The following is an 18,224-nucleotide window of genomic DNA, read 5'->3' as shown; positions in this document are numbered from 1 at the left end:
CGCCCTCAGCGTAACCGGCTCAACCACCCCCCAGCGGAGAAAAGATCCGTCCACAATGGACATCGAAGCGGGCCCCTGATCACCCGGCGGACTCGGCCACGGGATATAACGGCACACCATGTTCACGCCAGACGGATGCGGCTCTGGTCCAGTGTGTAGTAGGTATTCACGATGGCAACGCCACCGCGAATACGAGGAAACGTCGGTTCTGGGGGCCGCGACGTGAGCGGACTGATCGGCGACGCCGAGTTCGACCACGACGTGGTGGCCGACCTCGTGCTCGCGGTCGGCGCCGCCGTGGTGTGGTGGCTGGACCTCGGCACGGACCGGCTCGGCTGGATGCCGGGCCTCGACGCGGTGATCGGCCTGCCCGGTGCGGACGCCGACGCCGTGCGCGCACGGCTGGCCGAGCTGACCGCGCCGCTGACCGTGGCCGCCAGGGCGACGGCCACGTGGCAGGACTTCGAGCTGGAGCAGCCGCTGCAGACCCCGTCCGGTCTGCGCTGGCTGCAGTTCAGCGCCCGCGTCTCGACCCGCGGTTCCGCACCGGCGCTCGTCGGCGTCGTCGCGGACGTGACGCGCCGGCACGCGCAGCAGCAGGAGCTGGCGGATCTCGCCGACCGCTACCGGCTGCTGGTCGAGCTCTCACCCGACGCGATCGTGGTGCACGAGGCCGGTCGGCTGGTGTACGCGAACCCGGCGGCGGTCCAGTTCGTGCGCGCCGGTTCCGACGCGGAGCTCCTCGGCCGGCCGATCACCGACTTCGTCCACCCGGACTCGCAGCAGGACATGCTGCAGCGGATCGCGAAACTGACCGAGCCGGGCGCGACGAGCGACCCGGCGGACGCCGTGCTGGTCCGGTTCGACGGCGGCACCACCGACATCGAGTCGGTCTCGGTGCGCACGACGTGGGAAGGCAGACCGGCGTTCCAGGTGATCATGCGGGACGTCACGGAGCAGAAGGCGTCCGCGGCGGCGCTGTCGTACCAGGCGGCGCTCGTCGCGCACGTCAGCGACGCGCTCATCGCGACCACGTCCGACGGTGTCGTGACGAGCTGGAACCCCAGCGCCGAGCACATCTACCGCCGCCGCGCGGCCGAGGCGATCGGGCAGCCCATCGGCCGGGTCGTGGGGGCGCCGCTGGACCCGGCGGCGGCGCTGGAGGCGGGTGGCGTGGTGCAGGCGGAGCACCGCAGGTCCGACGGCGAAGCGCTGGTGGTGCGGGTGTCGGTCGCCCCGATGGCCGGCGGGTACGTGCTGATCTGCGCGGACGAGACCGCGCGCAGGCGGGCCGAGCACCACTTCACCGCGGTGGTCGCCGCGATCGAGGAGGGTGTGCTCGTCGTCGGCACCACGGGCCTCATCGAGTCCGTCAACCCGGCGGCCGAGCGGATCCTCGGCGTGCGCGCACGGGACGTGATCGGCAAGCCGACGTCGGTGGCGCAGCTGCACGACGAGGCAGGCCAGCCGGTGCCGCCCGGGCAGTTCCCGTCGGCGATCACCAGGACCACCGGCCGGCCGCAGCACGGGCGGATCGTCGGCGCGCGCCGGCCGGACGGCAGCCGGGTCTGGCTGTCGTTGAGCGCCCGCGCGCTCACCTCGGACGGGAAGCTGCCGTCGGCGACGGTCGTGTCGTTCACCGACATCACCGAGCGGCGCATGATCGACAGCCGTTTGGAGCACGACGCGACGCACGACGCGCTGACGGGCCTGTGCAACCGCACGGTGACCATCAACCGGCTCAGCCCGGCCGCGCGGGCGCACCGGTCGGGCCTCACCGCGGTGCTGTTCATCGACCTGGACAAGTTCAAGGTCATCAACGACTCGCTGGGCCACAGCACCGGCGACGAGGTGCTGCGGGTCGTCGGCTCACGGCTGAGCCGCAGCACCCGCCGCGGCGACGTCGTCGGCAGGCTCGGCGGCGACGAGTTCACCGTCATCGCCTACGGAGTGGCCGACGCGGAGGAGGCGACGGCGCTCGCCGACCACATCCGCGCCGAGCTCACCCGGCCGATCCCGGTGCGGGGACGGCAGCTCCACGTCGACGCGAGCGTGGGCATCGTGATCGCCGAACCCGGCGACCCCCGCGACGGCGCCGACCTGCTGCGCGACGCCGACCTCGCGATGTACCAGGCCAAGACCAGGGGCCGGGGCCGCGTCGCGTTCTTCGACGTCGAGCTGCGCGAACGCATCCAGCGCCGGCTGCAGCTGGAGCAGGACCTGCGCACGGCCCCGCTGGGCGGCCAGCTGTGGCTCGCCTACCAGCCGATCGTGGACCTCCGCACGGACCGGCGCACGGCCGTCGAGGGCCTGCTGCGCTGGACGCACCCCCGCTACGGCCACATCGTCCCCGGCGAGTTCATCACGCTCGCCGAGGAGAGCGACCTGATCAACATCGTCGGCGCGCACATGCTGCACACCGCCACCCGCGAGATCGCCACCCGGGCGCCGGACCTGCAGCTGACCGTGAACCTGTCGGCCCGCCAGCTCGACGACCCGTGGCTCGTGTCCGCGGTCCGCAACGCCACCCACAAGGCGGGCCTGACACCGAGCTCGCTGTGCCTGGAGATCACCGAGAGCGCCCTGATGCGCGACCCGGACCTCGCAGCGCGCACCCTGGCGGCGTTGCGCGACCTGGGGGTGCGGCTCGCGATCGACGACTTCGGCACCGGCCACTCCTCGCTCGCCCAGCTGCTCACCCTGCCGCTGGACACGCTCAAGATCGACCGTTCCTTCATCGCGGGACTGGGCGTCTCCGACGAGGCCGAAGCGATCGTCACGAGCATCATCGCCATGGCCCACGCGGTCGACCTGACCGTGATCGCCGAGGGGGTGGAACGCGTGGAGCAGCAGGAGATCCTGCGGGCACTGGGGTGCGACCAGGCGCAGGGGTTCCACCTGGGCAAGCCGGTACCGATCGCCGAGCTGTGAGGTCCGTCAGATCACCAGGCCGATGAGCAGGGTGAACACCAGACCGGTCACGGACAGGATCGTCTCCATGGCCGACCACGTCTTGACGTTCTGCCCGACGGTGAGCCCGAAGTAGCCCTTCACCAACCAGAACCCGGCGTCGTTGACGTGGGAGAAGAACAGCGAACCCGCGCCGATCGCCAGGACGAGCAACGAGGTCTCACCGGGCGACAGGGTCGACACCAGCGGCGCGAGGATGCCGGACGCGGTGACGGTGGCGACGGTCGCCGAGCCCGTCGCGAGCCGGATCAGCACGGCGACGAGCCAGGCCAGCAGCAGGACCGACAGGCCGCTGCCGGCGACCCGGTCCGCGATCAGCTCGCCGATGCCGGTGTCGATCAGCGTCTGCTTGAACCCACCGCCCGCGGCGACGATGAGCAGGATGCCGGCGATCGGCGGCAGGCCGTCCTCGACGGACCTGGCCACGGCCCTGGTGTCCATCCGCGCGCCGCGGCCGAGGGTGAACATCGCGACGATCACCGCGATCAGCAACGCGATCAGCGGTGTGCCCAGGAAGTCCAGCACGGTCCGCGCCGTGTTGCCCTTGGCCGTGAAGATGTCGGCCAGCGCCTTGCCCATCATCAGCACCACCGGCAGCAGCACCGTGGTGAGCGTGACGGCGAAACTCGGGCGCGGCCGTTCGCCGTCCTCGCGCGGTTCGGCGTCGAACAGCACCGGGGCGGGCACGTCGACCCAGCGCGCGGCGACCCGGCCGAACAGCGGTCCCGCGATGGCGACGGTCGGCAGGGCGACCAGCACGCCCAGGCCGAGGGTGAGCCCGAGGTCGGCCTTGAGCGCGGTGACCGCGACCAGCGGACCGGGGTGGGGCGGCACCAGGCCGTGCATCGCGGACAGGCCGGCCAGCGCCGGAATCCCCAGGCGCATCAACGACGTCCCGGTCCGGCGTGACACCAGCAGGATCACCGGCATGATCAGCACCAGGCCGATCTCGAAGAACATCGGCAGGCCGATCAGCGCGCCGACCGCGGCCATGGCCCACGGCAGCGAACGCCTGCCGGAGCGGCCGATGATCGTGTCGACGACGGTGTCGGCGCCACCGGAGTCGGCCAGCAGCTTGCCGAACATGGCGCCGAGCGCGACGAGGGTGCCCACGCCGGCGGCGGTGTCGCCGAAACCCGGCGAGTGCGGTGGTCACAGTGCCTCCACGGTGGTGCACAGGTACGCCTCGACGATCCGGTCCACGGGCTGGTCCAGGTCGAGTGCGATGCCGTTCTCGCCGGGTTCGAGGGGTTCGAGCGCGGCGAACTGGGTGGCGACCAGGCTGACGGGCATGAAGTGCCCGGGGCGTCCGGCGACGCGCCTGCGCACCACGTCCTGGTCGCCGGTCAGGTGCAGGAACCGCGTGGCGGGCGCGGCGGCGCGCAACGTGTCGCGGTAGTCGCGCTTGAGCGCCGAGCAGCTGATCACCGCACCGGTCGCGGCGTGCGTGGCCAGCCACGCGCCGACCGCGGCCAGCCATGGCGTCCGGTCGGCGTCGCCGAGCGGGACGCCCGCGGCCATCTTGTCGATGTTGGCCTGCGGGTGGAAGTCGTCGGCGTCGGCGAACGGGACGCGCAGCCTGCGGGCGAGCGCGGCGCCCACGGTCGTCTTGCCGGACCCGGACACGCCCATGACGGCGATGAGTTGCGACACGGCCCCTCCGTTGGGGTGCTAGCGCTGCGGTGTGCGCAACATCCTGAGTTAATAATCTGCTTTTTACAAGACCAAGTCCTTATTGATCAGCTCTTAGCCGGTCCTGTGGTCGCACGAGGGCAATCATGGGATGATTCGCAGCCGTGGTCGCCGAAGAGCAGCTCAAACGCGGTCTGCACGAGACAGTCCTCGATCACCTGGGCACGCGGATCAGCTCGGGCGAGATCCCGCCCGGCGAGGTGCTGCGCATCGAGGAGCTGGCCCAGCACTACGAGGTGGGCCGCTCGGTGATCCGCGAGGCCGTGCGCGTGCTGGAGTCCATGGGCATGCTGACCACCCGTCGCCGCGTCGGCGTGACCGTCGCCGACCGCGCCGCCTGGAACGTCCTCGACCCGCGCGTCATCCGCTGGCGACTCGACGGCCCGGACCGCCAGGCGCAGCTGGCCTCCCTGGGCGAGCTGCGCGCCGGTGTCGAACCGGTGGCCGCCGCCCTGGCCGCCCGCCGCGCCACCCCCGGACAGTGCGGCGTCCTGACCGGCGCGGTGATGGACCTGGCCGTGCACGGCAAGTCCGGCGACCTGGAGGCCTACCTGCAGGCCGACCTGCTGTTCCACCGGACCCTCCTCGCCGCCTCCGGCAACGAGATGCTCGCCGCCCTCACCGGCGTGACCTGCGAGGTGCTCATCGCGCGCACCCACCACGGCCTGATGCCGCACATTCCGAACCCGGTCGCGATCCGGCTGCACGCCGACGTCGCCCAGGCGGTCCGAACCGGCGACGCGGCCGCCGCGGAGAGCGCGATGCGCGAGATCATCACCGAGGCGGCCGAAGCTCTCAACGGCAACTGAACCACGGGTCTGCGGCATTGAGCGGATCACCGGACCCGACGTACGGACCCACGTCGTCGGCGACCGGTGCCGCTGGTTCTTCCTGGAGGCCAACTCCAATCACCTCGCCGATACGGTTCGGCCCATGACTTCTGAGCTGTGGGACCGGTTCCGCGCCGAAGCGAACGCGCGGGGCATCCCGGCCGAGGACGTGGAGCGGTGGCTGGTGACGGCCGCGCGTCCCTGCACGATGCTCCGGCCAGGCGGGGACGGACCGGTCGTGGGCGAGTTCGGCGGGCCGCTCCTGCTGCCGGCCGACGCCGAGGACCCCGCCCACCCCCACGTCGCCTCCATCGACCTCGCGGCCCTCCCCGCCGGCGCGACGGACCTGCCCCTGCCGCCCGACGGCCGGCTGTTGTTCTTCGCCTACCCGGAGACGGACTACGAGGGCACCGGCGACGTGGTGTACGTCCCCGCCGGCACGGCCGTCGTCGAACGGGACCGGCACGCGTGGAACGACTTCGACTGGCCCGACGCCGACGCGATGTTCGAGTCGTACCCGCAGGGGCCGCTGCGGGCGACGGCCGCGGTGTCGCTGCCGTGCCACGAGTCGGTCGAGCTACCCGGCGAGCATCCGCGCGCCGAGGACCTGGTCGAGGTCTGGGAGAGCGTCCGTCCCAGCCCCGGCGCCGCGGGAACGCTGCAGCTCGGTGGCTACGCCGACGAGGAAGCGATCGACCACGACCCCGTCGCCGGTGCTGTGCCGTGGGCCGTGAAAGCCGTGCGGGCGGAGTCGGACGAGCCGGTCCCGGAGGCCGCCGCGGACTGGGTGCTGCTGGCCGACTGGCACGCCGGGTGGGACGTGGAGGGCTGGGAGAGCGCCACCGTCCACTGGGTGATCCCGCGCGCGGACCTGGCGGCGCGGCGCTTCGACCGCGCGTACACCAGCATCTTCCACAACCCGTGAGCCAGGACTAAGCCGGGAGGCCGCGCGCGGCGATCAGCAGGGCGTCCGCGGTCGCCGACCCGAGGGACCGCGGCGTGTCCGTGTCGCACGCATAGTGCTCCACGGCCACCCGCAGCGCGCCGTTGATCATGGCCGCCTGGATCGCGGTGGTGAGGTCGGGCTCGGGCAGACCGGCGCGGTGGGCGAGCGCTTCGGCGAACGCGGGCTCGGCCTCCCGGTGCGCCTCCAGCCAGACCGCGCGCAGACCGGGTTCGGTCCGGGTCAGCCGGACCAGGTTCAGCATCGCCGCCGTCTCCTCCGGCTGCTGGACGTGACCTGCGGTGAGCATGCCGACGAGGTCGGACACGTCCTGGTCGTGGCGCCACGACCGCAGCTGGGCCGCCGTCTGCTCGATTCCCCTGGTCAGCAGCGGCATGACGCAGCTCTCCTTGTTCGGGAAGTAGCGCCACAGGGTGCGCGCGGAGATGCCCGCCTCCGCCGCGATGTCCTCGGCCGAGGTGTCCGCGATGCCCTTGGCCAGGAACAGGCGCACGGCCGCGCGCGCCACCTCCAGCCGGGTCTCCGCCTTGCGCCGTTCGGTCAACGGCGGTCGTCCGGTCCTGCCTGACGCACCGTTCTGCTCGCGGCCGGGCATGTCACCTCCGTCCAGGGTCTCGCCACATCCTACTTTTTGTCTTCAGCTGACATTGTGGCACTGTCTGCCAAAAAGTTGGTACGGTGCGTCCATGACCTCACACAGCAACCTGGACGGCAGCAGCGTCGTCGTGACCGGCGCCGGATCGGGAATCGGGAGAGCCGCGGCCCTCCAGTTCGCTCAGGCGGGCGCAAAAGTGGTGGTGGCCGACGTCAACGGCGACGCCGCCAAGGCCGTCGCCGACGAGATCACCGCGGCCGGCGGCACGGCGGTGACCGCGGCGGGCGACCTGACCGATCCCGCCGTGGTCGACGAGGTGGTCGCGGCGGCCGTGGACGCGTTCGGCGGCCTGGACGTCCTGGTGTGCAACGCCGGGATCATGGACTCGATGACCGCGGCGGCGGACGTCTCGGACGCGGAGTGGGAGCGCGTGATCGCCGTCAACCTGACCGCGCCGTTCCGGCTCACCCGCGCCGCGTTGCCGCACCTGCTGGCCAAGGGCAAGGGCGCCATCGTCTACACCGCCTCGGAGGCGGCACTGCGCGGCAGCGCGGCCGGAGCCGCCTACACGGCATCCAAGACAGGCCTCATCGGACTGACGCGCTCGGTCGCGGCGATGTACCGCGACTCCGGTGTCCGCGCCAACGCCATCGCTCCCGGCGCGACGAAGACCGGCATCTCCGTCACCCCCGACCCCGCCGGGCACGGACCGCAGGTCATCGGCCGCTACCTGTCCAACATCGGCTGCGCCGCCGAAGCCGAGGAGCAGGCGAACGCCATCGTCTTCCTCGCCTCGGACGCGGCCTCGAACATCACCGGCGTCGTCCTCCCGGTCGACAACGGCTGGTCCGCGGTCTGACCACCCCCTTTCCACGAAAGGCTGTTCTGTGCTGTCCGTTTCCGACGCGGTTCCGGAAGACCTCGGCTTCGACCCCGACGAGCTGCGCGCCAGGTACCGGGCCGAGCGGGACCGCCGGCTGCGCCCCGACGGTGCCACGCAGTACCGCGACGCCGCGGGCGAGTTCGGCTACTACGCCGCCGACCCGCACGCCGATCCCGGCTTCACGCGCGAACCGTTGCACGACGAGGTGGACGTCGTCGTGATCGGCGGCGGACTCGGCGGTCTGCTCGCCGGCGCACGGCTGCGGCAGGCGGGCGCCGGGTCCATCCGGGTGGTGGAGAAGGGCGGGGACTTCGGCGGGACGTGGTACTGGAACCGCTACCCCGGAATCCACTGCGACATCGAGTCGTACGTCTACCTGCCGCTGCTGGACGAGCTCGGCCGCGTCCCGGAGTGGAAGTACTCGCCGGGCGAGGAGATCCGTCGGCACGCCCGCGAGATCGGCAGGCACTTCGACCTCTACCGCGACGCGTGCTTCCAGACCGCGGTCACCGAGCTGCGCTGGGACGAAGACGCGGCCGAGTGGATCGTGTCCACCGACCGCGGCGACGAGATGCGGGCGCGGTACGTGGTGGTGTCCAACGGAACGCTCGACCGCCCCAAGCTGCCCGGCATCCCCGGCATCGAGACCTTCGCGGGACACACGTTCCACACCAGCCGGTGGAACTACGGCTACACCGGCGGCGACGCGAGCGGCGGCCTGCACGGGCTCGCCGACAAGCGCGTGGCCCTCGTCGGCACCGGTGCCACGGCGATCCAGGTCGTGCCGCACCTCGGCCGCGACGCGCGGCACCTGCACGTCTTCCAGCGCACACCCTCCACTGTGGACTACCGGGGCAACCGGCCGACCGATCCCGGGTGGGCCGCGTCCCTGCGGCCGGGGTGGCAGCGGCAGCGGATGGAGAACTTCCTCGGCATCGTGAGCGGCGACCAGGCCGACGAGGACCTGGTGGGCGGCGCGTGGACGGACAGCGCCCGGCTGCTGCGCAAGCTGACCGCGGGCGGAACCCAGGACTCGCTGACGCCGGAGGAACGCGAGCGCGCCGAGGAGATCCTCGACTTCCGCAAGATGAACCAGGTCCGTGCCCGCGTCGAGAGCATCGTGCGGGACCCGGACACCGCCGAGCTGCTCAAGCCCTGGTACCGCTACGCGTGCAAGCGGCCGACGTTCAGCGACGAGTACCTCCAGACCTTCAACCGTCCCAACGTGACTCTCGTCGACACCGCGGACCACGGCGGTGTCGAACGCGTCACCGAGCACGCGATCGTGGTCGGCGACCGCGAGTACGAGGTGGACTGCATCATCTTCGCGACCGGCTTCCAGGTGGGCAGGTCGGACATGATGACCGGCCGGCTGCCCGTGTACGGACGTGGCGGCACGAACCTGTTGCAGCACTGGAGCAACGGGCCGCGCACGCTGCACGGCTTCTACAGCGACGGCTTCCCCAACCTGCTCGTCATGGGAGCGGTGCAGAACGCCTCCTCGGTGAACTTCACGCACGTCCTGGACGAGCAGGCGCGCCACCTCGCGGCCGTCGTCGCCGAGGCGGGCAAGCGAGGTGCCCGGTGGGTCGAACCCAGCGCGGAGGCGGTGGAGGCCTGGGCGTCGGCTCTCGGCCAGAACTCCGACGAGCTCTACCGGTTCCACCTCGAATGCACGCCCGGCTACTACAACAACGAGGGCAAACCCATGCCGCGCCGCGGTTTCGCCCAGGGTGCGACCGCTTTCCACGCTCTGCTCGCGGAGTGGCGGGAGAACGGCGGCATGGACGACGTCATGGTGATGGCGCGGTGACCTCCTTCCGGGGCAGTCACGTGGATGAAGGGCGCCTTCATCCACACCAGGTGGAGGAAGGCGCCCTTCATCCACCTCACCAGACCGCGCTGCACGTGTCCGGCAACGGTGCCGTGCTGCGGCTGAAGGGGTGACGGACAATCCCGGTGTGCCCAACGCGAGGAACCTCGACCGGTTGCTGGTCTCCGGAAACACCACCGACGCGGTCACCGACCTGGTGATCCCGGCCCTGCTGCTGCGCGCACCCGAGGCGGAGTGGTCGGAGCTGGTCCACGTCTACGTGCCGTCCGGTCCCACGGTCGCCTTCAGCGGCCGGGACCTCCGCTCGCCCGGCATCGCCGGGGCCACCGAGGTGGCCCGTGCGGCGGGGTTCGAGCCGGTGGTCCGGTCGCCCGGTGGACGGATGGTCGCCTACGACAGCGGTGCCGTCGTCATCGACCACCTCGACCGCACCACGGACATCCGGCACGCGGGCAGCGCCACCTTCGCCGCGAACGCCGAGAGCCACGTGCGCGTGCTGCGCGCACTCGGTGACATCGACGCACGCGTCGGCGAGGTGGACGGCGAGTACTGCCCCGGCGAGTACAGCATCAACGTCGGGGGCACCGCGAAGGTCGTGGGTTCGGCGCAACGGGTCACCGCCACCGGTTCCCTGTTCAGCACGGTGGTGCAGGTCGTCGTCTCGGACCGGGTGCGCGCGGTGCTCACGGAGGTGTCCGAGGCGCTCGGCTACGACCTGCGGCGGAGTTCCATCGCCGGACTGGCCGACCACGCCCCCGGGCTGACCGCCGGTGAGGTCGCCGCGGCGCTGGCGTCGGACTACCGGCACCGGCTCGGGCTGACGGACGGGCAGCTGCCGGCGGAGGTGGTGGCGCACGCGTCGAGCGTCACGGCGGGCGTCGACGGAGTGTCGCCGTTCCACGTGGACGACTGGACGCGGGCGCACCCCGCACCTCACCGGTTTTGAGCGCGCCCGCACCGGGTATGGCGTGATCGTGCGTGGCTGGGTCGTGGCAGGGCTGGTGGCGGTAGCGGCGATCACCGCGGTGGTCGCCGATCTCGTGCCGCCCACAGAGGACGGATATCGGTCGACGGTGCTCACCAGCGCCCGCGACGCCCGCTCCGCCGTGCTCACCGCGGCACAGGTCGGTGACGCCGCGCAACACGGCCGCGTCACCACGCTCTTCGTCGACGCCGCCGTCGAGGACGCCCGTGACGAGGTGTCGACGGCGATCAGCGACCTCGTCGACGCGGACGTGCCCGGACCGGGCTCGCAGGAGCTGCGGAACCGGGTCCTGCCGCTGCTGACGGAGTCCTCCGCCCGGATCAAGGACGTGGCGACGGCCGGAGACGACCACGACGCTCTCGCCGCCGCCACGAACGACCTGCGGCGGCTGGCGGACGCGCTCGGCGGTGTGTCGTGAAGCGACTGTTCTCCATCACGCTCGGCATCCTCACCGCGATCGGCGGGTTCGTCGACATCGGCGACCTGGTGGCGAACTCCGAGACCGGGGCGCGGTTCGGCATGCGGCTGGCCTGGGTCGTGGTCGTCGGCGTGATCGGGATCTGCGTCTACGCCGAGATGTGCGGGCGGGTGGCGGCGGTCAGCAGGCGGCCGGTGTTCGACCTCGTGCGCGAACGGCTGGGACCGCGCATCGCCCTGGTGAACCTCATCGGCTCGTATCTGGTCACGCTGCTCACGCTGAGCGCGGAGATCGGCGGCGTCGCGCTCGCGGTCGAGCTCGCGACGAGTGTCCACTATCTCCTGTGGGTGCCGATTGCCGCCTTTGTGCTGTGGGTCGTGTTGTGGCGCGTCAAGTTCGAGATCATGGAGCGCGTGTTCGGGCTCGCGGGGCTCGCGCTGGTGGTGTTCGTGGTCGCGTTGATCAGCCTGAACCCACCGTGGGGCGACCTCGGCCGCCAGCTCACCGAGCTGAGCCCGCCCGGCGGCGAGACCTGGGCGACGTACGGGTTCTTCGCCGTCTCGTTGTTCGCCGCCGCGTTGACGCCCTACGAGGTGTTCTTCTTCTCCAGCGGCGGTGTCGAGGAGAAGTGGACAAGGCGCGACCTCATCACGTCACGGCTCAACGTGTTCGTCGGGTTCCCGTTGGGCGGTCTGCTGTCGCTGGCGCTCATGGCATGTGCGGCGGTGCTGTTCGAACCGGTCGGGATCCGCGTCGACAGCATCAGCCAGACCGCGCTGCCGGTCGCGGTCGCGCTCGGCAAGCTCGGTCTCGCGGTCGTCATCCTCGGCATCTTCGCCGCCACGTTCGGCGCGGCGCTGGAAACCGGGCTGTCGGCCGGGTACACGATCGCGCAGTACTTCGGCTGGCAGTGGGGCAAGCTGGTGCGCCCGCGCGAAGCCGCCCGGTTCCACACGGTCGTGCTCGTCAGCATCCTGCTCGGCGTCGCGATCCTGCTGACGACCGCCGATCCGGTCACGGTCACGGAGATCTCGCTGGTGTTCAGCGCCGTGGCGCTGCCGTTGACCTACCTGCCGATCCTGGTGGTCGCCAACGACCGCGACTACCTCGGCGACCAGGTCAACGGCAGGGTGACCAACGCGCTGGGCGTGACCTACCTCGTGATCATCCTCGTGGCCGCGGTGGCCGCGATCCCGCTCATGATCGTGACGGGGATGGGCGGATGACCCCGGACCCGCTGCGCGTCGAGTTCCACCTGCTGGACCGGCAGGTGGTCGACCTCGACGGCCGCCAGGTCGGCAAGGTCGACGACCTCGAACTGGCCGTGGGCGACGACGGTGCGCTGCGCGTCGTCGCGATCCACATAGGACACCACGCGCTCGGCCTGCGGATCGGTGGCGTTGTCGGGCGCACGATGGCGGCCGTCGCACGCCGCCTGCACACCACCGGCGACCCGCAGCCGTTGCGGATCCCGTACGAGGTGGTCAAGAACGTCGGCAGCGCCGTCGAGCTGTCGGTCCGCCACGAGCTGCTCGACACTCCGTCCCTGGAGCTGTGGTTGCGGGACAACGTCATCGGCCGGATCCCCGGAGCGAACCATGCTGGCGAGTGACTACCTCGGCCGGGTCGTGCACGACCGCTCCGGCCGCGAGCTCGGCCGGGTCGCCGACCTGATCGCGCGTGTCGGTCAGGACGGCGTGCCGCGCGTGACCGCGGTCCTGGTCACTCCGCGGTGGCGCGGCCGCCTGCTCGGCTACGAACGCCCCGGCGTGCAGGGACCGTGGCTGCTCGAACGGCTCGCCCGGTGGCTGCACCGCGGCACCCGCGAGATCCCGTGGGACGAGATCCGCTGGCCGTCAGCGTGACCGGGTGAACCGGCGCAGCAGCGCACCGCGCCGGGCGGCCAGGTGGTCGTTGGCGCAGCCGATGAGCACGGTGGCGGCCAGCAGGGCGAGCACGTGGTCGCCGCCGATGGCGCACAGGCACACCAGCGTCAACCACAGCAGTAACCTCATGTCCTGAGGTTACGAGCCGCACCAACGCATTTTCCCCCGGGTTGGGCAAGGCTTGAGGTGCGCGTCACACGTTCGGCAGAGTCGCTTCGCGGAAGTCGCGGGCGCTACGCGAACCACACGGGGCGCCTCCGTACGATGGCGCCGGAACGTCGAACGTCAGGAGTGCGTGATGGGCAACCTGGGTGCACCCGAGCTGTTGATCATCGCCGTCGTGGTGGTCCTGCTCTTCGGCAGCAAGAAGCTGCCGGAGATGGCCAGGTCCGTGGGACGCTCGGTGAAGATCCTCAAGGCCGAGACCAGCGATCTGCGCGACGAGCAGGCTCCCCGCCGGCCGGACGGTCCCGCGTCGGCATGACCGCTCGCGCCGGACTGTTCGCGATGTTCTTCGCCGCCGCGGCCCTGAGCGCCTGCACGGCGAGTCCGACGCCCCCGGCTCCACCGGTGACCACCACGTCGGCACCGGCTCCGGTCACCTCGACATCGGCCGCACCGGACAAACAGGACCCACGGCGTTACGCGCCACAAGTCCGGCAACACGCCGCGGCCGCAGGGGTGAACCCGCAGCTGCTGATGGCGATCCTCTACAACGAGTCGTACAAGCCCCACGACCCGGCGCTGGAACGGGCCTGGCAGAAGATGGACCCGGACGCGGCGTTCGGCGTGGCGAACATGCACAAGGCCGCGTTCGACGAGGCCAAGCAGGGCCGCGACTTCGCCTCCCGCGACTGGCAGGAGCTGCCCGACGATCCGTCCCTCGCCGTCGCCGCGGCGGCCTGGCACGTGCACGACCTGGCCGCGCAGCTGGCGCGGGCGAAAACCGAGGCCTACACCCGTGAGGAGCTGCTGGCGCTCGGGTACAACGCGGGTGCGAGCACGATGCTCGCGGTCACGCGGGGCGCCGCACCGAACGGCCAAGCGAAGTCCTATGTGGACAGATTGCGGACGAACTGGGCGAAAGCCGACGAAGCGCTCCGCACCGGGTGAGCGCCCGGCTCAGGACGTGACCCCCGAGCCGGACCTCGCGTCACCTCACTCGTCGAAGGCGAAGTCTCCGCCGTCGTCCTCGAAGAACTCCTCGACGACCTCGCCGAGCACCATGCCGCCGACCACACCGGCCGCGCCCGCGGCGATCATGCCGCCGACGCCGGGGCCGCTGCGGTGGTGACCGCCGTGGTGGCCGTGCTGGTCGTAGCCGTGGTGACCGTAGCCCGGCTGGCCGCCGAACGCCGGGTTGTAGCCCGCGTGGCCGCGCTGGGCGACCTGCGCGAGCCAGCCGTTGATCGCCGACGCCCAGTCGGTGACCGGAGCCTCCTGGTGCGACACGCGGAAGTGCCCGAACGCGTCACCGCCCGAGGAGAACATCCCGCCGCGCTTGTCGGCCTCCAGGATCACGTACAGCTCGTGCGGGTTCGCCACGAACGTCAGCTCGACCTCGTTGATCTGTCCCGCGAACTGCGCCGGCGGGAAGAACTCGATCTCCTGGTAGAAGCCGAGCTCCTGGGGCACGCCGTGCAGGCGGCCCGCCTCGACGTCCGCCCTGCGGAACGAGAAACCGAGCTGCCCGAAGGCGTTGAGCACCGCGTCCTGCGAGGGCAGCGGGTGCACCAGGACGGGGTCGAGGTCGCCCTTGTCCGGAGCGCCGGCGATGACCAGCTCGGTGCGCACACCGACGGTCATGCCGGGCAGCTGGCCGCCACCGACCGCGGTGATCGGGGTCTCCCACGGGATCGACAGCTGGAACGGGATCGCGAGGAGCCGGCCCGCCGGGACGCGCACACCCTGCTGCACGATCATCCGGAAGAACTCGGAGACACCGCCGTACTCGTGGTCTCCGTGCTCCACCTCGACGCGCGTCACCAGCGACAGCACGACCTGGCCGATCTCAGCATCCGCGGTACCGCCCTGGATGCGCACCTGGCCGGTGATCACCTGGCCGGGCACGGCGTGCGGCGAGTCCAGCACGGTGTCGACGGACGGTCCGCCGACACCGAACGCGCTGAGCATCCGCTTGAACAAGTCTCCTCCTGCGGGGACTGGGTGTGAGTTAGTTCTGGCGCACCGCAACGCGCGGTGCGTCGGTCTCGTCGTCGAAGTCGCCGATGAGCTCTTCGAGCAGGTCTTCCAGTGCGGCGATGCCGATCACCCGGCCGTCCTCGCCGGACACGAGGGCGAGCTGCGCGCGGTCGGCGCGCATCGCCGTGACCGCGGCGGCCACCGGCATCGAGGCGGGCAACGTCAGCACGGGGCCCATGAGTTCCCGTGCCGCCGGATCGGTTCCCGCTGCGGTGGCACGCATGGCCTCGCGGATGTGCACGAGGCCGACGAACTCGCCGCGCAGGTTCGTGACCGGGAAGCGGGACCGTCCACAGTGGAGGCTGCGCCGCTCGATCGCCCGGGCGGTCGTGTGCTCGGTGATCGTCGAGACCTGCGCGATCGGCACCAGCACCTCGCGCAGCGTGGTCTTCTGGACCTGCAGCATGCGGGTGAGCAGGCGCTGCTGGTTCTCCGGGATGAGCCCGTGCTCGCCGGACTGGCGCACGAGCATCCGCAGGTCGTCCGGCCGGTGCGCCTGCGCCAGCTCGTCCTGCGGCTCGACCTTCATCAACCGCAGCAGGCCGTTCGTGGTCCGGTTCAGTCCGCTGAGGAGCCGGCGGACCGAGTGCGCGAACGCGCGGAACGGCAGCGCCAGCAGCAGCGCGGAGCGTTCGGGGTGCGAGATCGCCCACGACTTCGGCGCCATCTCGCCGACCACCATGTGCAGGAACACCACCAGCACCAGGCTGATCGTGAACGCGATGCCGTACGCCACCGCGTCGGGCAAGCCGGTCAGCCTCAGCAGCGGCTCGAACACATCCGCCACCGCCGGTTTCGCCAGTGCGCCGAGTCCCAGCGTGCACAGCGTGATGCCGAGCTGGGCACCCGCGAGCATCAACGACAGCTCGCGGACACCCGCGACGGCCGCGCGCGCCGCACGTGAGCTCTCCGCGTCCTGTTCCAGGCGGTGCCGCTTGGCCGCGATCAGCGCGAACTCCGCGGCGACGAAGAAGGCGTTGAGCGCCAACAGGACCAGCGAGATCGCGAGAGACGTTCCGGTGCTCATCGGACCTCCTCCCGCACCCGTGCCGTCAGCACGACGGTGTCCGGCACGTTGCGCGTCACCGCGGCGACGAGCAGCGTGACGTCGCCGGCCTCCACCTCGTCGCCCACCTCGGCGGTGCGGCCGAGCCGGTGCAGCACCAGGCCCGAAACGGTGTCGTAGGCGTCGTCCCCGGGCAGCGCGACACCGGTCGCGTCCTCGACCTCGTCGAGCCGCATCCGGCCCGGCACCTGCCACTTCGTGTCGTCGACGCGTTCGATCGCGTCCTCGACCAGGTCGTCCTCGTCGTGGATCTCGCCGACGAGCTCCTCCGCGAGGTCCTCCAGCGAGATGATCCCGGCGAACCCGCCGAACTCGTCCAGCACGCACGCGAGCTGACGCCGCTCGGCGCGCAGCCGTTCCAGCACCGCCGGCAACGGCAACGTCGCCGGCACGACGAGCGCGGAGGAGGCGATGTCGCCGATCGGCGTGACCGGCCGCTGTTCCGGGGTCAGGGTCAGCACCTCGGCGAGGCCCACGACACCCCGGAGGTCGTCGAGGTCCCGGCCCGCCACGGGAAAGCGCGAGTGACCGGTGTCCAGCAGCTCCACCACACGCGACGCGGGCTCGTCGAACCGCACCGAGTGCACGTTGACCCGCGGCGTCATCGCCTGCTCGGCCACCAGCTCGCGGAAGTCGAGGCCGCGGTCGAGCAACCGCGCCAGTTCGGGATCCAGGTGGCCCCGCTCCCCCGCGTCGCCGACGATCTGCCGGAGGTCCTCCGGCGTCGCGCCCTGCGGCAGCTCCTCCACCGGCTCGATACCGATGGCGCGCAACAGCTTGTTGGCCGCCGCGTCGAACAGGCGGATCACCGGGCCGGCGATCTTGAGGTAGACCAGTGTCGACGAGGCCAGCCACTTCGCGAGCGGTTCCGGCTTCGCGATCGCGAGGTTCTTCGGCAGCAGCTCGCCCAGCACCATCTGCACGACCGTCGCGAAGACCAGCGCCACGGCCATCGACAGCGGCACACCGACCGGCGCGGGCAACCCGAGCAGGTTCACCAGACCCGTGCCCAGCAGCGGTTCGGCGACGTAACCGGCCAGCAGCGCCGTCACCGTGATGCCGAACTGCGCGCCGGACAGCATGAAGGACAGCTTCCGCGTCACCAGCAGCGCCCGGTCGGCGGCCTTGTCACCGGACTCGGCCAGCTGCCTCAGACGACCCCGGTCGACCGCCATGTAGGCGAACTCCTGGGCCACGAAATAACCGGTGGCCAGCGTCAGGGCCACGATCGCCAGCAGGCCGGAAAAGATCAACATGCCGCGCCCGCGGGAACGGCGGTGAGAACGTTCAGCCGGGCTCGCCCCGGCGTACTACTGCAGCCGTCTATGTCGGCTTTGTCAGGCATGTCCCAACAGTAGCACGTAGCACTGTATGGTTTCCGGAGGAGGTGCACGTGACTGAAGCGTTGCTCAAGATCGGCGAACTGGCCGCGCGAGCCGGCGTCAGCATCCGCACCGTCGACTACTACACGACGCTGGGGCTGATCAGCCCGGCGCAGCGCACCGCGTCGAACTACCGCCTCTACTCCCCCGCCGACGTGGACCGGATTCACCTGGTTCAACGTCTGGAGGTCCACGGAGTTCCCCTCGAGGAGATCACGACCGCGCTGAACGCCCGGCAGGCCGACGTCGCGGCGATCCTCGACCGCGTCGACACCGACCTGCAGTCCCTCCAGGCCGCCGCGGACGCCGCCTCGCCGGAGATGCAGGGCCTGCTCGCGGTCATCGCCACGAGGGTGCACTCGTTGATCACCATCGCCCTGCAGATCTCGCCGGACACGCTGCTGCCCTGAGCAGGCTGCGGGCGTTGCACCCGCTCCCCGCCGACTCTGTGGCCGGTAGGAGCGCTTACGTCGTGGATGATGGGCGCCTTCATCCACCCCAGGTGGATGAAGGCGCC

Annotated in this window: 19 protein-coding genes and 1 pseudogene; 13 read left to right on the top strand and 7 right to left on the bottom strand. The window is 71.1% G+C overall.

Features of this window, described 5'->3' with window-relative positions:
* Positions 1-222: 222 nt before the first annotated feature.
* Positions 223-2,931 carry an EAL domain-containing protein gene (locus ABZV40_RS38310; RefSeq protein WP_355453497.1) on the top strand — a complete coding sequence of 903 codons (2,709 nt, stop codon included), beginning with the start codon at positions 223-225 and terminating at the stop codon, positions 2,929-2,931.
* 6 nt (positions 2,932-2,937) lie between these two features.
* Here the strand turns inward: ABZV40_RS38310 and ABZV40_RS38305 are convergent.
* Positions 2,938-4,113: pseudogene (locus ABZV40_RS38305) on the bottom strand (gluconate:H+ symporter); the annotation flags it as partial.
* 9 nt (positions 4,114-4,122) lie between these two features.
* Positions 4,123-4,623, bottom strand: coding sequence for a gluconokinase (locus ABZV40_RS38300; RefSeq protein WP_355453494.1), 501 nt, complete (start codon positions 4,621-4,623; stop codon positions 4,123-4,125).
* 143 nt (positions 4,624-4,766) lie between these two features.
* On the opposite strand from ABZV40_RS38300, the gene ABZV40_RS38295 reads away from it, so the two are divergent.
* Both ABZV40_RS38295 and ABZV40_RS38290 read left to right on the top strand, forming a co-directional pair.
* Positions 4,767-5,471 carry an FCD domain-containing protein gene (locus ABZV40_RS38295; protein ID WP_355453491.1) on the top strand — a complete coding sequence of 235 codons (705 nt, stop codon included), beginning with the start codon at positions 4,767-4,769 and terminating at the stop codon, positions 5,469-5,471.
* A gap of 124 nt (positions 5,472-5,595) precedes the next feature.
* A complete protein-coding gene (locus ABZV40_RS38290; protein ID WP_355453488.1) occupies positions 5,596-6,417 on the top strand; it encodes a DUF1963 domain-containing protein in 822 nt (273 codons plus the stop codon).
* A gap of 7 nt (positions 6,418-6,424) precedes the next feature.
* Here ABZV40_RS38290 and ABZV40_RS38285 read toward each other — a convergent pair whose 3' ends face one another.
* On the bottom strand, positions 6,425-7,051 hold the full coding sequence (locus tag ABZV40_RS38285) for a helix-turn-helix domain-containing protein (RefSeq protein ID WP_355453485.1): 627 nt from the start codon (positions 7,049-7,051) through the stop codon (positions 6,425-6,427).
* 91 nt (positions 7,052-7,142) lie between these two features.
* Here ABZV40_RS38285 and ABZV40_RS38280 point away from each other — a divergent pair, with 91 nt between their 5' ends.
* From ABZV40_RS38280 to ABZV40_RS38250, 7 genes are all read left to right on the top strand, one after another.
* Positions 7,143-7,910: an SDR family NAD(P)-dependent oxidoreductase gene (locus tag ABZV40_RS38280; protein ID WP_355453482.1), complete on the top strand. Its 768-nt coding sequence runs from the start codon at positions 7,143-7,145 to the stop codon at positions 7,908-7,910.
* A gap of 28 nt (positions 7,911-7,938) precedes the next feature.
* On the top strand, positions 7,939-9,747 hold the full coding sequence (locus ABZV40_RS38275; protein ID WP_355453479.1) for an NAD(P)/FAD-dependent oxidoreductase: 1,809 nt from the start codon (positions 7,939-7,941) through the stop codon (positions 9,745-9,747).
* A gap of 148 nt (positions 9,748-9,895) precedes the next feature.
* On the top strand, positions 9,896-10,714 hold the full coding sequence (locus tag ABZV40_RS38270) for a hypothetical protein (RefSeq protein ID WP_355453476.1): 819 nt from the start codon (positions 9,896-9,898) through the stop codon (positions 10,712-10,714).
* Between the two features lie 28 nt (positions 10,715-10,742).
* Positions 10,743-11,171, top strand: a complete 429-nt coding sequence (locus ABZV40_RS38265) for a hypothetical protein (protein WP_355453473.1) — start codon at positions 10,743-10,745, stop codon at positions 11,169-11,171.
* Complete coding sequence (locus tag ABZV40_RS38260) at positions 11,168-12,397, top strand: divalent metal cation transporter (RefSeq protein ID WP_355453470.1); 1,230 nt, start codon at positions 11,168-11,170, stop codon at positions 12,395-12,397. The genes ABZV40_RS38265 and ABZV40_RS38260 overlap by 4 nt, the downstream gene beginning before the upstream one ends.
* Positions 12,394-12,783 carry a hypothetical protein gene (locus ABZV40_RS38255; protein ID WP_355453467.1) on the top strand — a complete coding sequence of 130 codons (390 nt, stop codon included), beginning with the start codon at positions 12,394-12,396 and terminating at the stop codon, positions 12,781-12,783. Before ABZV40_RS38260 ends, ABZV40_RS38255 begins: the two co-directional genes overlap by 4 nt.
* Positions 12,770-13,036, top strand: coding sequence for a PRC-barrel domain containing protein (locus ABZV40_RS38250; RefSeq protein ID WP_355453465.1), 267 nt, complete (start codon positions 12,770-12,772; stop codon positions 13,034-13,036). The genes ABZV40_RS38255 and ABZV40_RS38250 overlap by 14 nt, the downstream gene beginning before the upstream one ends.
* On the opposite strand, the gene ABZV40_RS38245 is transcribed toward ABZV40_RS38250, so the two are convergent.
* Positions 13,028-13,186, bottom strand: coding sequence for a hypothetical protein (locus ABZV40_RS38245; RefSeq protein WP_355453462.1), 159 nt, complete (start codon positions 13,184-13,186; stop codon positions 13,028-13,030). The genes ABZV40_RS38250 and ABZV40_RS38245 overlap by 9 nt on opposite strands.
* Before the next feature lie 169 nt (positions 13,187-13,355).
* Between ABZV40_RS38245 and tatA the strand changes: the two genes are divergently transcribed.
* Positions 13,356-13,541: a Sec-independent protein translocase subunit TatA gene (tatA, locus tag ABZV40_RS38240; protein WP_355453459.1), complete on the top strand. Its 186-nt coding sequence runs from the start codon at positions 13,356-13,358 to the stop codon at positions 13,539-13,541.
* Positions 13,538-14,170 carry a transglycosylase SLT domain-containing protein gene (locus ABZV40_RS38235; protein ID WP_355453456.1) on the top strand — a complete coding sequence of 211 codons (633 nt, stop codon included), beginning with the start codon at positions 13,538-13,540 and terminating at the stop codon, positions 14,168-14,170. The genes tatA and ABZV40_RS38235 overlap by 4 nt, the downstream gene beginning before the upstream one ends.
* Positions 14,171-14,215: 45 nt before the next feature.
* Here the strand turns inward: ABZV40_RS38235 and ABZV40_RS38230 are convergent, their stop codons facing one another.
* Genes ABZV40_RS38230 through ABZV40_RS38220 form a run of 3 tightly spaced genes read right to left on the bottom strand, consistent with a single transcriptional unit; the run spans position 14,216 to position 17,581 of the window.
* Positions 14,216-15,202 (bottom strand): sporulation protein, encoded by a 987-nt coding sequence (locus ABZV40_RS38230; protein ID WP_355453453.1) that lies wholly within the window; start codon positions 15,200-15,202, stop codon positions 14,216-14,218.
* Between the two features lie 28 nt (positions 15,203-15,230).
* Positions 15,231-16,286 (bottom strand): hemolysin family protein, encoded by a 1,056-nt coding sequence (locus ABZV40_RS38225; protein ID WP_355453450.1) that lies wholly within the window; start codon positions 16,284-16,286, stop codon positions 15,231-15,233.
* On the bottom strand, positions 16,283-17,581 hold the full coding sequence (locus tag ABZV40_RS38220; RefSeq protein ID WP_355453447.1) for a hemolysin family protein: 1,299 nt from the start codon (positions 17,579-17,581) through the stop codon (positions 16,283-16,285). The genes ABZV40_RS38225 and ABZV40_RS38220 overlap by 4 nt, the downstream gene beginning before the upstream one ends.
* 137 nt (positions 17,582-17,718) lie before the next feature.
* Between ABZV40_RS38220 and ABZV40_RS38215 the strand changes: the two genes are divergently transcribed.
* Complete coding sequence (locus ABZV40_RS38215; RefSeq protein WP_355453444.1) at positions 17,719-18,117, top strand: MerR family transcriptional regulator; 399 nt, start codon at positions 17,719-17,721, stop codon at positions 18,115-18,117.
* Positions 18,118-18,224 lie beyond the last annotated feature (107 nt).

The organism is Lentzea sp. NPDC004782, assembly GCF_040609115.1.
In the GTDB taxonomy this organism is placed as follows: domain Bacteria; phylum Actinomycetota; class Actinomycetes; order Mycobacteriales; family Pseudonocardiaceae; genus Lentzea.
This window is presented reverse-complemented; position numbering and strand designations above follow the sequence as displayed.

Excerpts from the sequence above, each read along its gene's own strand:
- ABZV40_RS38290 (WP_355453488.1), top strand. The coding sequence starts at position 5,596 with ATGACTTCTGAGCTGTGGGACCGGTTCCGCGCCGAAGCGAACGCGCGG.
- ABZV40_RS38285 (WP_355453485.1), bottom strand. The coding sequence starts at position 7,051 with ATGCCCGGCCGCGAGCAGAACGGTGCGTCAGGCAGGACCGGACGACCG.
- ABZV40_RS38280 (WP_355453482.1), top strand. The coding sequence starts at position 7,143 with ATGACCTCACACAGCAACCTGGACGGCAGCAGCGTCGTCGTGACCGGC.
- ABZV40_RS38255 (WP_355453467.1), top strand. The coding sequence starts at position 12,394 with ATGACCCCGGACCCGCTGCGCGTCGAGTTCCACCTGCTGGACCGGCAG.
- ABZV40_RS38250 (WP_355453465.1), top strand. The coding sequence starts at position 12,770 with ATGCTGGCGAGTGACTACCTCGGCCGGGTCGTGCACGACCGCTCCGGC.
- ABZV40_RS38245 (WP_355453462.1), bottom strand. The coding sequence starts at position 13,186 with ATGAGGTTACTGCTGTGGTTGACGCTGGTGTGCCTGTGCGCCATCGGC.
- tatA (WP_355453459.1), top strand. The coding sequence starts at position 13,356 with ATGGGCAACCTGGGTGCACCCGAGCTGTTGATCATCGCCGTCGTGGTG.
- ABZV40_RS38235 (WP_355453456.1), top strand. The coding sequence starts at position 13,538 with ATGACCGCTCGCGCCGGACTGTTCGCGATGTTCTTCGCCGCCGCGGCC.
- ABZV40_RS38225 (WP_355453450.1), bottom strand. The coding sequence starts at position 16,286 with ATGAGCACCGGAACGTCTCTCGCGATCTCGCTGGTCCTGTTGGCGCTC.
- ABZV40_RS38220 (WP_355453447.1), bottom strand. The coding sequence starts at position 17,581 with ATGTTGATCTTTTCCGGCCTGCTGGCGATCGTGGCCCTGACGCTGGCC.